12 protein-coding genes are annotated in these 12,896 nt (G+C 55.0%); 4 read left to right on the top strand and 8 right to left on the bottom strand.

Annotated elements, in window-relative coordinates:
- Positions 1 to 23: 23 nt before the first annotated feature.
- From AC1D2N_RS00990 to AC1D2N_RS01005, 4 genes are all read left to right on the top strand, one after another.
- Complete coding sequence (locus AC1D2N_RS00990) at positions 24 to 1,790, top strand: type I secretion system permease/ATPase (RefSeq protein ID WP_130729368.1); 1,767 nt, start codon at positions 24 to 26, stop codon at positions 1,788 to 1,790.
- Positions 1,791 to 1,805: 15 nt separating this feature from the next.
- Entirely contained in the window at positions 1,806 to 3,113 is a 1,308-nt protein-coding gene (locus AC1D2N_RS00995; protein ID WP_130729367.1) for an HlyD family type I secretion periplasmic adaptor subunit, read from the top strand.
- A 240-nt stretch (positions 3,114 to 3,353) separates the two neighbouring features.
- A complete protein-coding gene (locus tag AC1D2N_RS01000) occupies positions 3,354 to 4,454 on the top strand; it encodes an acyltransferase family protein (protein ID WP_130729366.1) in 1,101 nt (366 codons plus the stop codon).
- Positions 4,455 to 4,524: 70 nt separating this feature from the next.
- A complete protein-coding gene (locus AC1D2N_RS01005; RefSeq protein WP_130729365.1) occupies positions 4,525 to 5,220 on the top strand; it encodes an SGNH/GDSL hydrolase family protein in 696 nt (231 codons plus the stop codon).
- A 44-nt stretch (positions 5,221 to 5,264) separates the two neighbouring features.
- Here AC1D2N_RS01005 and AC1D2N_RS01010 read toward each other — a convergent pair whose 3' ends face one another.
- The 8 genes from AC1D2N_RS01010 to AC1D2N_RS01045 all read right to left on the bottom strand — a co-directional run bounded on the left by AC1D2N_RS01010 (position 5,265) and on the right by AC1D2N_RS01045 (position 12,857).
- Positions 5,265 to 5,741 carry a glycosyltransferase gene (locus AC1D2N_RS01010; RefSeq protein ID WP_128400022.1) on the bottom strand — a complete coding sequence of 159 codons (477 nt, stop codon included), beginning with the start codon at positions 5,739 to 5,741 and terminating at the stop codon, positions 5,265 to 5,267.
- Positions 5,738 to 6,196, bottom strand: a complete 459-nt coding sequence (locus tag AC1D2N_RS01015; protein ID WP_027683437.1) for a glycosyltransferase family protein — start codon at positions 6,194 to 6,196, stop codon at positions 5,738 to 5,740. Before AC1D2N_RS01015 ends, AC1D2N_RS01010 begins: the two co-directional genes overlap by 4 nt.
- A gap of 212 nt (positions 6,197 to 6,408) precedes the next feature.
- Positions 6,409 to 7,389 carry a glycosyltransferase family A protein gene (locus AC1D2N_RS01020; RefSeq protein ID WP_130729364.1) on the bottom strand — a complete coding sequence of 327 codons (981 nt, stop codon included), beginning with the start codon at positions 7,387 to 7,389 and terminating at the stop codon, positions 6,409 to 6,411.
- Positions 7,386 to 8,270, bottom strand: a complete 885-nt coding sequence (locus AC1D2N_RS01025; protein WP_130729498.1) for a glycosyltransferase family 2 protein — start codon at positions 8,268 to 8,270, stop codon at positions 7,386 to 7,388. The genes AC1D2N_RS01020 and AC1D2N_RS01025 overlap by 4 nt, the downstream gene beginning before the upstream one ends.
- Before the next feature lie 24 nt (positions 8,271 to 8,294).
- Positions 8,295 to 9,239: a glycosyltransferase family 2 protein gene (locus tag AC1D2N_RS01030; protein WP_130729497.1), complete on the bottom strand. Its 945-nt coding sequence runs from the start codon at positions 9,237 to 9,239 to the stop codon at positions 8,295 to 8,297.
- A gap of 76 nt (positions 9,240 to 9,315) precedes the next feature.
- On the bottom strand, positions 9,316 to 10,893 hold the full coding sequence (locus tag AC1D2N_RS01035; RefSeq protein WP_245484563.1) for a lipopolysaccharide biosynthesis protein: 1,578 nt from the start codon (positions 10,891 to 10,893) through the stop codon (positions 9,316 to 9,318).
- Complete coding sequence (locus tag AC1D2N_RS01040; protein WP_130729363.1) at positions 10,874 to 11,887, bottom strand: polysaccharide pyruvyl transferase family protein; 1,014 nt, start codon at positions 11,885 to 11,887, stop codon at positions 10,874 to 10,876. The genes AC1D2N_RS01035 and AC1D2N_RS01040 overlap by 20 nt, the downstream gene beginning before the upstream one ends.
- Before the next feature lie 10 nt (positions 11,888 to 11,897).
- A complete protein-coding gene (locus tag AC1D2N_RS01045; RefSeq protein WP_130729362.1) occupies positions 11,898 to 12,857 on the bottom strand; it encodes a glycosyltransferase family 2 protein in 960 nt (319 codons plus the stop codon).
- Positions 12,858 to 12,896: the final 39 nt, after the last annotated feature.

Below are 12,896 nucleotides of genomic sequence, written 5' to 3' on the forward strand. Positions count from 1 at the left end.
TGCGGTAAGAGAGGGATTACTTCGTGTTTCAGAGTTCAACAGCGGATGCGAGCGAGCCATCCAAAGCCTTGAGGAAATGCAAGGGGGGGCTTGTTTTCATTGGAATAGCAAGTGCGCTTATCAATATCCTCTATCTTACAAGTTCATTTTTTATGCTTGAGGTGTATGACCGGGTCATCCCCAGCAAAAGCATACCCTCGCTGGCTGCCCTGGCAATACTTGCGTTGATGCTTTACGCCTTTCAAGGAGCGTTCGAGGTTCTGCGAAGCAGGATGCTCGTGCGTGTTGCCGGTTCGCTTGACGAGATGGTGAACGGACGTGTGTTCCGGGCACTTATCAAGGCTCCGCTGAAGGTCAAAATCGGCGGCGACGGGCTTCAGCCGTTGCGCGACTTCGACCAGATCAGAACCTTCCTGTCCGGTATGGGCCCGACAGCGATGTTCGATCTGCCGTGGTTGCCTTTCTATATCGTGATCTGCTTCCTGTTCCATCCGGCGATCGGATATATCGCGATCGGTGGATCGCTGGTTCTCGCCATCCTGACGTTCATGACCAATCAGGGAACGCGGACGCTCTCGAAAAAGCAGTCTGACTCCGCCAATATGCGGAATGCCTTCGCGCAGACCTCGATCCGCAACTCCGAGGTCATTCACGCCATGGGCATGGCAGGCACGATGGCCGAAATCTGGGACCGCAAGAACAGCGAATACCGGACGATCACCCGGCAGGCATCGGACGTCGGCAATGGATATGCGACCTTGTCGAAGATTTTCCGTATTGCTTTGCAATCGGGAACGCTCGCGACCGGCGCAATCCTGGTCATTCAAGGGCAGGCCTCTTCGGGAATTATCATCGCCGGCTCGATATTGACCTCTCGCGCCCTGGCGCCTGTCGAAGCGGCGATCGGAAATTGGCGTGGATTCGTTTCTGCTCAGCAGAGTTGGGCGCGGCTTTCGAGCCTGCTGAAGACCATTCCTGAGATTCCAGCCCCTCTCGCGCTCGCGGCTCCTACCAAGCAAGTCACTGTCGAGGGCCTGGCGAGCGGACCGCCGGCGGGTCAGCGCCTGGTCATCTCCGATGTCAGCTTCGGCTTAAGGGCAGGGAGCGCGCTTGGGGTCATTGGTTACAGTGCCTCGGGCAAGTCGTCGCTGGCGCGGGCGATGATGGGCATCTGGCCGACCGTCAGAGGATCCATTCGCCTTGATGGCGCGGCACTCGACCAGTGGGACGGCGACGCACTTGGCCGGCATATCGGGTATCTCCCGCAGGATGTGGAGCTTTTCTCGGGCACCGTTGCTCAGAATATCTGCCGCTTCGCGAAGGAGATGTCGCCCGAGACAGTGGTTGCCGCAGCGAGGGCGGCGCGTGTACACGATCTTATCCTTCGTCTGCCGAACGGTTACGAAACCGAAATCGGAGAAGGTGGTGCCGCGCTTTCGGCCGGCCAGAGGCAGCGTATCGCGCTTGCAAGAGCGCTGTACGGCGAACCATTCCTCGTCGTGCTCGACGAGCCGAACTCCAATCTCGATGAAGAAGGCGAGCGAGCGCTGAGTGCCGCGATCATGAGCGTGCGGGCGCGCGGCGGCATTGTCGTTGTCATCGCACATCGGTCCGGCGTTCTGGCGGTCTGCGACTTCGTGTTGATGATGCAGGATGGCCGCATGATCGCGTTCGGTCCCAAAGAGGAAGTTCTGGCAAGGGTCAGCCGGCCGGAAGCGGCGCGCACGCCGATTGCCGAGCGCGTGGCTCAGCTTAAAGTCGTGGTCGACGGCATGAATGCGGCCGAATAGGCCAGAGGGAAGATTGTGAGTAAAGTTATCAGTGAATCGAAACGCTCCCTCAATCGGCATGTTGCCGTTGTCGGTGCGTTGTCGCTAGCCCTCGTTTGCGGCATTGGCGGTTGGGCGGCGACGACAGAGCTTTCGAGCGCAGTCATCGGCGAGGGCGTGATCGTCGTCGACGGCGATGTCAAGAAGGTTCAGCACCTGACAGGTGGTATCGTGTCGGAACTGCTGGTCGCCGAAAACGACCACGTGACGGCAGGGCAGGTGTTGATACGGCTCGATGGGACGACGACAAGAGCGAACCTCTCGATTGTCGAAAGCACGCTCGCTCAGCTTTATGCGCGCCGCGCCCGTCTGAAGGCGGAACGGATCGGCGCCGATTCGTTCGAGGTCGAGGAAAACATCAGTGATCTGACATCTAGCACCTCCGCGGAGAAGCTTCTCGATGGTGAGCAGAAGTTGTTCGACAGTCGCAGGACGGCGCTTATCGGAATGAAGAGCCAGTTGGCATCGCGCAAGGATCAGCTGGGCGAGCAGGTAAAGGGGTTGGTCGTTCAGATCAATGCCACCAATGATGCGTTGGGCTTGATCGAACAGGAGCTTGAGGGCATTGATACGCTCTACAAGAAGGGGCTCGTCACGCTTCAGCGTTTGAATACGCTCAAGCGCGCACGCGCCGATCTCCAGGGCAACAGCGGCCAGGAAATCGCAGCAAAGGCGGAGGCCGAGGGTAAGGCAATCGAGATCGATCGCCAGTCGATCCAGCTGGATGAGGATCGTCGTTCGGAGATCGCAAAGGACCTGACCGACGTCGAGGCACAGATTGCCGAATATGAAGAGCGCCGCGGAACCGCACTCGATCAGCTGCACCGTCTCGACATTACCGCGCCGCTGACTGGGCGAGTTCACGAACTTTCGGTTCACACCGTCAATGGCGTCATCGATCCCGGTCAGACGTTGATGCTCGTCGTTCCCGAAAATAACGAACTTACGGTCGAGGCGAAAGTCGCCACCCGCGATATTGACCAGGTTCACGTCGGCCAGTCCGTCGATGTGCGTTTCAGTGCTTTCGATCAACGCACGACGCCTGATGTGAGCGGTGAAATTACCTCAATCGCCCCTGATATCGTCAAGGATGAGCGCACGGGCATCAGCTACTATCCACTGCGCGTCAAGCCGAAAGCTGAAAGCATTGCCAGGATGAAGACGATAAAGCTCTATCCCGGCATGCCGGCCGAGGTCTTTATCAAGATCGGCGACCGGACCGTCATATCCTATCTGACGAAGCCGCTGACCGATCAGATGCAGCACGTATTTCGTCAGGAGTGATTGGCGGCTGTCTTCATTAAAGTCACCTAGAGCGATTCACGGCTCGGTGGCCGGATACTGGGAAGCATTGATCACAGCAAAGGCAGCGAAAAGAAAAGCCCGTCATGCGAAGTGACGGGCATTTCGTCATACAAGGTGCCCATCGCCGAAAGATGGTAGATCGCGCGATTTACGCTATGCTTTCTTGCTGCAATGCAATATCAAGGCTGTTTCTGAGCTGAAATAGCTGGGAGCCCGGACATGCGGCACATCAGGGAATACGACGGACTTCGCGGAGTAATGGCCATTTGGGTTTTGCTTGGTCATTTCACCTCATCCATTTTCCTTTCTATTCCCCACATTCCCGCGAACCTGTCCAATAGACAAGCGGTCGACGTGTTCATCATTCTAAGCGGGTTCGCCATTGCGGTCCTGATAGACCGGTCTCATGAGCCTTACGGCATCTACATTGCGCGCCGAGCCTTGCGCATCTTCCCTGTCTATTGGGTCTACCTGTCGGCCTCCGTCGCCATAACCTTGTTGCTGCCCTTTGTTTGGCAGGATGCCCCAGCTGGGGCGATGAAAGAGGCTCGATCGCATATTCTTGCTTCGTCGATCTCCTATTTTTGGCCGAACATCGCCACCCACATCCCCGCCCTTCACAGCCTCATTCCGGACCGCATCATTCCCCAAGGAGAATATGCGTTTCTTGGTCAGGCGTGGAGCATTTCGCTTGAATGGCAATTTTACCTAATCGCTCCGTTTGTCATTCCGGCGCTTCTCGCGGCGAGGCGATCATGGTCCATGGCCCTCGGACTTTTGGCGGTGTTTTTGGTCTTGGCCTTCATAGGCAGGGCGATGCCCATGGGCTTTGTCGGGAGATATGCCATCTTTTTTGCGATAGGCATCGCTACACATCATCTACTGAATTGGCAGAAAACGCGGTCGATTCAAATCTCCACGATTGCCACTATCGCCATTTTTGTTATCGGAGCCCTGGTCCTTCTCAGGGTGCCCAGCGTACTTCCGATCTCTATTTGGGTTGCCGTATCGGCTTGCGTATTGGCCCACATAAACGCTTACAAGTCGAGGCTGTCTCAGCTACTCACCAGCCGTGTTGCTTTGTGGATCGGTGAGAGATCGTATTCCGTCTATCTGGCGCACATGATCCCGCTCACCATCGGAATGAACGCTTTGGAGAAAGCCGGAATAGAGGAGCCGATAACGCATGCTGTCTCGTTGCTGATTATTACGGTTCTTGGAACGGTCGCCCTAGCTTACCTCTCTTTCAGGTGGATTGAGCAGCCTTTCCAACGGCTCGGAAAGCAGTTGTCAACTCGTGCTCAACAAGCTCCAGCGTAGGGTTTGGAGCCTCTTCCAGCCGGATCGGCTGCCGCGTAACGTGTAGGCTCCGCCGAGATATGGTGTCTTTATGATATATTTGCGGCTTTGGCGAGCGGTGCAAACTGAGAGACGACTGGTTTGTGAGCTCATTCTCTTTTTCGCCTGCCTCGTAATATTTTCAATGACTCGGGCTACCTTTGCCGAGAGCCTTCCGCCACTGAAAATAGTGGCTTTCGGAACATCCCTGACGGCCCGCGGGGGATGGCAGCCCGCTCTCGAGACAGGGCTTTCAGCCTGCCTGCAAAGGCCCGTGAAAGTCGAGAGCGTTGCAAAGAGCGGGGAGACGTCGCTATGGGCCCTGACCCAGATTGATCGCGTCGTTGCCGCGCAGCCGGATATTATCCTGATTGAACTCTACGCTAATGATGCGACATTGCATCGGTTCGTGTCGCTTGCGCAAAGCCGAAAGAATATCGGCGACATCCTCGACCAGTTCCGGCAGCGCCTGCCGCAAGCGCGGATCATCGTCATGGCCATGAATCCGTTTTCAGGATTGCGTGGGCTAATCCGCCCCTTTGCCGACAGCTATGTCTCTGCCCATCAGGCAGAGGCGGAAAAACGTGGTCTGGAGTTTGTCGACCACCGGCCGCACTGGGAGCGTCTCACGCCGGATGATCTGGCCGCGGCAATTCCTGATGGCGCGCATCCTCTGCCTGACATGGCCTCCAAAATCATCGCGCCTGAACTCGTCAAACGTATCGCCGGCAACAATTGCGGAGAATGAAAAATTCTCTCATGCCCGTCGCTGTCCCTGACGGCTCTCAAGGTTCAGACTGCTGCGATATAGTTTTTCAGGTAGGTGACTAGTGAAGCCCGACCGGCCTCCGACGAATCTTCGTGAGACGGGCTATCCAGGTCTTCGAGCAGATAGTTCCTGAGATCGTCATCGGTATGTGCAACGTAGATACCCGGTCGGCCTGCGAGTTGGCCTACCGTGGCAAGCTGATGATCGTTTCTATGCTCGCCGAGAGATGCCTGCCGGGGAACGAGAATGATCGGCTTTCCAAAACGTTTCGCCGTAAGCACAGTGCCAATTCCCGCGTGAGAGACGATGACGCTTGCATCGAAAAAGACTCTATCGAAGTCCGCGGGCTCGATATTCTTGATCCATTTCATGTTCTGTGGCGTGTAGGTGCCCTTGCCGATCTGCGCCAGAACCGGTTTGGACAGTTCCTTTGCGAAGGTGTCGACAGATTTGACGAGGCGATCAAACGGCAGCTGCGTTCCGACGGTGACAAGGATCAAAGGACAGCTCCTGCGTAGTGGGGGCCATCCGGCCGTGAAAGATGCTGCCATTGTGTGAGCCAGAGCGTCGCAATATGGCCAGCCAGTTTTCCTGATAGGGAGAGCTTCTCGACATTGGCGACGCTATCGATCCAGATCGTCCGCTTGCCCGTCAATTTACCGGCAAGCAGGCAAAAAAGCCCGGGCGCGGCACCGGTCGAGATGACAACGTCGGGCCTCTGTTTGATGACGATGGAAAAGGCGCTGAAAAAGCACCGGATCGACATGGTAATCGAGTCGCGGCTGCAATCGGGAAGCACTAGTCCGTCCCGAATATCGTATTTTGCAAGCAGTCCCGGGATGGTCGTTGCAAAGACGATATCGCAGCCCTCGAATGCGCCGCGCATGGCCATCAACTGCTCCCAGTGGCCGCCTCCTGACGATGCAGCGAGAACCTTCAATTTCTTCTCAGTCATAGACAGGCATCTCCTATATTTGACCGATGATAGGGGCGAAAAACCGTTCTGTACGAACAGCGATTGTGTCACGATAGTTCAATAGAAGTGTACCATTTTTGGCCCGGTTGATTGAAGCCTTGAAGTTCATGGACAGCCAATCACTCATTATATTTTCAACTGGAACATAATAAGGGTCAAAACTCTTCCAAGGGCGCTCGCGCAAACAAATATCAGAGAGCGGCATTGGGCTTGTATTCCTGGTATGCATGGCCGAGAATCCCGTTAACCATGCCCGCGCCGCGCAGAACATGGGTGAGGGCTCGCATGCCCCAATAGGGTGAAATCAAGATCGCCGGCAGCATGACCAGTCCGAGGATCACTCTCGTGGCGCCATAGGCCGCGCGATAGATCCGACGCTTGAGGTTACCATGCAGGACCTCGCTGACTGCGAAGGTATTGCCGAGCCGGTATTGTCTTTGCAATACCCATTTCCAGGTCATCCGGCTGGCCGGAACGATATCATGGACAAGCGCCTTGTCAGCCCAGAAGACCTGCATGCCACGGCGGATGGCTTGGTTGAAGAAGAGGTAATCCGTGCCCCCGGTGAAGCGCATCTTCTCTTCAAAACGCAGATTCCATGAGCGGATCAGGGGATAGTCGAACATGACGTTGTTCGAGGCCGCATAAGAAATGCGTTGACCGTCCGTGTTCTTCTTGCGCTCGAACACCTTTGCCTTGATGAAATATTCCGGCGGGTTTTCGGGATAGACCGGTTGGACGGGGCCATAGACGCAATCGGCGCGGTTTTTCTCCCGTGTCTCCAGCATCGCATCCAGCCAGCCGTCGACCGGCCATTCGTCATCGTCGAGAAAGCAGAAGAGGTCGGTGCCTGGAGGTGCCGAATCCAGTGCGCGATTGCGTGCAAAGGGTATGCCCTGGTTTTGTTCGATGACGTAGATCAGGTCGTAGGCACCTGTTTGGCCAAAGCTCTCTACCGTGGTCCTCGCGCTGCCCGCCGCATCGTTATCCACGATCACCATGGTGAGATGATAGGGGCGAGCCGGGTGCCTGACTTGGCGCGTCATGACGTCAAGCAGCTTGGCAATCCCGTCGAGGCGCCGATAGGTCAGCACACCGACGGCGATCTTCAGTGGTGCGACGCCTGCTTCTGTGCCGACGGATGAATGCGGAAAAGTCTCTTGCTGATTCATGACTGTCCTCTCCGCAGCATATTTCCCAAACGCTTGCGCGCCGCCATCAAGGCCACTTCGGTCGCGGCAGCATCGCCGAACGGACCGCCGGCCACCGTGTTGCGAGCTTCGCCCCGGAGTTTCAGCAGCGATGTCGTTTCGGCAATTCCGCCGGCCACGAGGCTCTTGCCGAGTGCCTGCAGCCCGTCGTAGCGGCGTGCCAGTTCGAGCCCTGTCGCGATCATGATCCGTGGGCGCAGCGTCTTTGCCCTGCTTGTGCCCGTGTATCGGTTCGACTCATGAATGCGCTGAAACGTCAGCGGTGTTTCGACGATCGCGCCGCGACCCAGAAAGGCAGCAGCAAACTTGATATAATTGTCGCTGAGGACGACGTCAGTCGCGACGGACATCGGCAGTATCTGGGACAACAGCCTGCGGCGGAAGCTCAGGCCGGATGTCGGCACCGGAAGCGACGGAAAGCCACCCCTGCGAAGCGTGTCTCGCTTGTCGAACAGTGTCACTTGCAGTTCTGCTGGAGGCTGGTCGCTTTCCTCAGTCGTCACCCGGTCGAAGCACCAGTCAATCTCGCTGCGGTCGTAGATTTCGGCTATACGAGCGAGTTTGCCAGGCAAAAATGCATCATCGGCATCGAGGAGAAAGAGGATATCACCGCTTGCGGCCGCAAAACCCGCGTTGAAGCTCGAGGCCTGGCCGCCATTTTCCTTCAACACGGTCAGGATCCGCTCGCCATAGGAAGCAAGAATCTCTTGGGAATCATCGGTGGAACCATCGTCGACCACGATCACTTCGAAGTCGGGGTATGCCTGCGACAGAACGCTGTCGATGCATGGGCGCAAAAAGCGGCCGTAGTTGAAGTTGTTGATCAGCACCGAGAGTTTCAAATTTACCGCCTCCTGGGCCACCGATCACCGCGCTAGCGTCGCGGGCGCGTATCTGCGAATTCCGGCACGATACCCACGCATGTAGTAATACTTCCAGATAGCCCAGAAACGCGTCTTCGATTGCGGCAAGAGATAAAGCATGGCTGCCCGCAGGGACCATTGCACGCTTTCGACCCAGGTCCGCAGCGGAACTCCGCGTAGCCTTACCCCTCCAGGAACCTCATCCGGAAAGAGCGCGGGAATACCGTATCCTAGCCGTTCGCCGCGCTTCTGAATCCAAAGTTCGTTCACGCTGGATGCAGGAATCCAGTGGTGAACAATTGCTTCAGCGCAATGATAGGGTTTCACGCCGCGTCCGGAAAGTCGCATGATGATTTCCTGATCTTCGCCCATGGCGAACATCCCCCCCGGCAGAGGTCCGATATCTTCCCGGTAGCGCACGCTTGTTCCAAGCAGCTCTCGCCGGATGATCGTGTTCGGGCCCCAGACCTTTGTCGGGTCACACGGCCCGCTTTGCGTTTCATTGGCGATCGCAAATGTCGATCCCATCGGAATCCAGTTGATAAAGAGGCCTTTGGGTTCTTTTTCCCAATCGGGGACAATCCGGCCGCCGAAGACGCCATAGCCCGGGTAGGCGACGGCGCAATCAACGATTGCTTTCAGCCAGTTAGGTTCCGCGCGGATATCGTCGTCAGTAATGACGACGATATCTCCATTCACCCGATCCAGAGCCAAATTGAGCGCCCCGGACTTTCCCGGCTTGCGCTGTTGCAGGATGGTGATCGGAAGCTTGTCGCTATACGACGTCAAAAGATCGAACGTGTCGTCATTGCTGTTGTTGTCGACCGCGACCAGTTCCCATCGGTCATGGGGAAGGTCCTGGCACACCAAGGATTCCAACATATGGCGCAGCCGGCGGCTGGCGCCGTTGTAGGATGAAAAGAGCACGCTGACGAATAGATCCGACATCAGTGACCAATCCTTTTGGTGAGGTCGAAAGAGAAAAGCCTCATGTTTTTGCCCGCTGAAACGCTCTGCTGCCACGTCAAAGCGGCGATCTTTGAGGTATTTTTCGATAGCGGCGGTATATTTTCGCAAGAACCTTCGCGATCTCGGCTTCAATGCCGATCTCTGAACGACCCCCAACTACCCATAGAAATGCGTGAACCCCGCAATAGACAATTCCACCAACAGAAATCATCCAGGCCAACGCATACGCCGCATCAAGGTGACTGGAAATCGGCGCGGAGTTCGCGCCTAATCCCAGAACGACCGCCGCCATCGCAAGACCACTGACCCAAGAACGCCAAGTGACGCCAAGTTGGTCCCACAACGTCAATCCGGTAAGTTTTTTAACCACGTAGATATTGACGATGGAAACAACGATCCCACCCGATATTGCTCTCGATATGAGCAGCCCGGGCAGTCCATAGAAATACAAGCCGATAAACACAATTGGCACTCTAAAGATCAGGAGAAGAAGCGTCCTGTTGAAGAGCATCTTTGTCTCGCCAAGGGCGGAAGCGAGCGCATTTGCCGGGCCAAAGACTATCTGCCAGCCCAAGATCGGAGCGATGACCTGGATTACGAGTATCGCTACGGGCCAATGAGGTCCCAAAGCAAGATACACAAAGGGCTCGGCAACCAGAGCTTGGCCGGCACCGACAGCCATGCCGATCGCGAAAAGCGAGGATTGACTCCTTTGAAATGCGCTTTGAACGCGTTGCTTGTCATGGGATATTTTCGCAAAACTCGGGAATAGAACGCGCTGTAGGGGCAAAATAGCTGACTGGGTTATCAAACCTGCAGTATTGTTACCAACGTTGTATGCGCCAAAGGTCGCGATGCCGAGCCACCCGCCGGCCAGGAAGTTATCAAATCTGTTGCCTACAGCTGAGACGGCTTGGTTCAGCGTCAGCCATATAGAAAAATGCAGAAGCTTGGATAGCGATCGGAATGAAAATTTCGGGACGTAAGGTGACGCCATATACGTCATGACCGTTCCGACAACGCTCGCCGCTACCGTTCCCGCAACGATTGCCCAGTAGCTGTCGGTCAGATAGGCCCATGCGACGGAAACGACGAATTGTATCGTGAAATTCAGCCCCTCTTGGAAGGCTACAGTCCCGAAGCTCAATTCTTTAGAGTAAGTGATGTACTTCGGGCTTCCGAGGCCGGTTAGCAGTGGTCGGACGGCCAAACCTGCACATACACCGATTAGGCGCTCATCATGGTAGGCTTCCGCCATTATGTAGCCACTCACCACCATAAGAGCTGCAAGCAAGACGCCTCTGATCGCCCCTAAGGTAAAGGCTGTATGAAAATCATCTTCCGTGATTTCCTTTTGATGAATGAGTGCGCTGCCGAGGGATAATTCGGTTATCGCAAGCAGAATCGTTAAAAGGCTCGTTCCCAATGCAACCAGCCCGAAGTCTTCCGGGGATAGAAGGCGAGCGAGGACGACCGTCGTTGCGAGGAAAACAGTGCGATTATAAATCACACCAAAAAGCAAGATCGCTGACGCATTTAGCGCCCTTGCCCCGATTTTTTCGTTCTTCTGGCCAGCCAAGTTTGCATTCTCCAATTGTTCAACGAGCCCTTGCTCAGGATACAAATTTTTCAACCGTCCTGATCGCCTCTTGCATCCTTAGGAGCTTCTCATCGAACAATGCCTGTGCACTTAGGTACTGAGGAGATTTCATAGCCTCTCCCAAGGCCCGCGTGGCGTTAGCTTTGCATAAAGGTTTGGTGATTCGAGCAAATTTTGAAGCGGCCTTTCGGATATACTGTATGGTGTTCGTGAGGTGGTGTAGTTGTTCGTAGCTTGGCGAAAATCGACGACTTAGGTAATCTAAGTATATGTTCCTATCTTGGCCCGGCCGAATTGTATCTGTGCCGTGGATGCCGATTTTCTTCAGGTTCCCGCGAAGGCCTTGATAATAAATAAAATCATCTGCGCTTATGGGCGGTAGTGATACTGGTCTGTAATCAAGGTCCATTGAATACGCCCAATCTTTCCATTTGAACTCATCAATGTGAGGATGAATCGTAACTGGAATCCACGGGATTCTCATCGTATCCGCGACGATAGCGCCATGCATGGCTTCAGTTATGACCAGCTTTGCCTCGCCGAACTTCCTCAAAATTTCGAGTGTATCTGTTTGAGGGCTGACATATTCCAAGCCCAATTCGGTTGCGATCGGTTCCCACGAACCTCTTTGAAGGGACGATCTATGTGGCATGAATATGATTTTTTCAGGCTTGTGGTGTTTTGTGTAAAGATTCTTGGTCAGGGCAAGCAGGATTGCCCCGTCAGTGACCGATAGATTCGGCTGACCCAAGACCGCAGCCGATAGGGGGCCTCTAACCGCCGCCAGACACCAGCCCGACATATCAGACGGGGGCGTTCCGTAAGATACTCCGGTACCTAAAACTGCTATTTTCCTGTCGCCGCCGACGAACTTCTCTAGGCGCTCTGAGGTGAGAATGCTCCCAATGCCAACGAGGGTCAGATCCGGCGATTCCAGGACGTTTTTTGGCAAAACCTCCTTCCAGACATAAGCATTCAGATCGTCTCCAAAATTGAGTTTCGGATCTTTGAAATAGAATAAGTCCATGGATGACGTCCTATACGTTCTTGAATTTGCTTGCGATCTTCTTGATGATCGCGCGGCTTAGAATCCTCGATGGAATATCCGCGTTCGAAAAATCGCCAAATACAGCGCGAACCAAAGCGAGATGGTTTCCGGATACCATATGGTGGTGACATGCTCGCTCTGTAGATAAGCGGAGGAGTGCCTTTTTCCTTGTTGAAAGAAGATGCTTTGCCGATTTGTCGGCTGCGACCCTTCGATCTTTCATCAGGCGGGCAGTCGCTTCAACCTGATCCCGATAGTCGACTGCCGTGCGACTCCATCCCGAGGATCTGGTCGTGTAGATATAGCCAGGTTCTCTCAAAAGCAGCATATGGCCCGTGTGCAGAAGAATGTTGACGTAAATAAGAAAATCTTCCCCGTGCCGCCACTCTGTCGGGTAAGTTATATCGCGCTCAATGAGGAATGAACGCCGATAGATTGGTTTCAGAAGGCCGTAGTCGGCTTCCGTTGCATAAGGGCGCGCTTGGCGTAGGAAACTATGAAGATCGACCAGTTCCTCTTTCGGCAGCGTGGAGAGGGCGGACCTTCCAATTTCTCCGGATTGGGCGTCAAAATAAAGGAAGTTGTCAGCTGCGAAGTCCACAGAATGCCGTTCAGCAGCTTCAACCAATCGGCTGATCCGTCCAGGCGCATATGCATCGTCAGCATCCAGCACAGAAATCCACGTTCCACGCGATGCCGAAATTCCAGCGTTGCGGGCGGCTGATGGACCGCCGTTTTTTTCAAGCTGAACAAACCGGACCCGCTTGTCTTGCTCCACCAGGGCGCGGACAACGTCGGCGCTGTTATCGGTGGAGCAATCATCAACCACGATTACTTCAATACGGACGTCCTCTTGCGACAGGGCGGAATTGATTGCTCGATCTACAAACGGCGCGCAGTTATACGCCGCAATAACGACCGATACGTCAATTCGTTGAAGTTCATACATCAGTTGAACGTACCTTAGTTACGAAGCCAAGTGTGGGGC

The organism is Rhizobium sp. P1_B8 (assembly GCF_056406515.1).

What these genes read in the sequence shown, in the direction of transcription:
- AC1D2N_RS01000 (WP_130729366.1), top strand. Translation starts at nt 3,354, where the DNA reads ATGCGGCACATCAGGGAATACGACGGACTTCGCGGAGTAATGGCCATT.
- AC1D2N_RS01005 (WP_130729365.1), top strand. Translation starts at nt 4,525, where the DNA reads ATGATATATTTGCGGCTTTGGCGAGCGGTGCAAACTGAGAGACGACTG.
- AC1D2N_RS01015 (WP_027683437.1), bottom strand. Translation starts at nt 6,196, where the DNA reads ATGACTGAGAAGAAATTGAAGGTTCTCGCTGCATCGTCAGGAGGCGGC.
- AC1D2N_RS01020 (WP_130729364.1), bottom strand. Translation starts at nt 7,389, where the DNA reads ATGAATCAGCAAGAGACTTTTCCGCATTCATCCGTCGGCACAGAAGCA.
- AC1D2N_RS01030 (WP_130729497.1), bottom strand. Translation starts at nt 9,239, where the DNA reads ATGTCGGATCTATTCGTCAGCGTGCTCTTTTCATCCTACAACGGCGCC.
- AC1D2N_RS01040 (WP_130729363.1), bottom strand. Translation starts at nt 11,887, where the DNA reads ATGGACTTATTCTATTTCAAAGATCCGAAACTCAATTTTGGAGACGAT.
- AC1D2N_RS01045 (WP_130729362.1), bottom strand. Translation starts at nt 12,857, where the DNA reads ATGTATGAACTTCAACGAATTGACGTATCGGTCGTTATTGCGGCGTAT.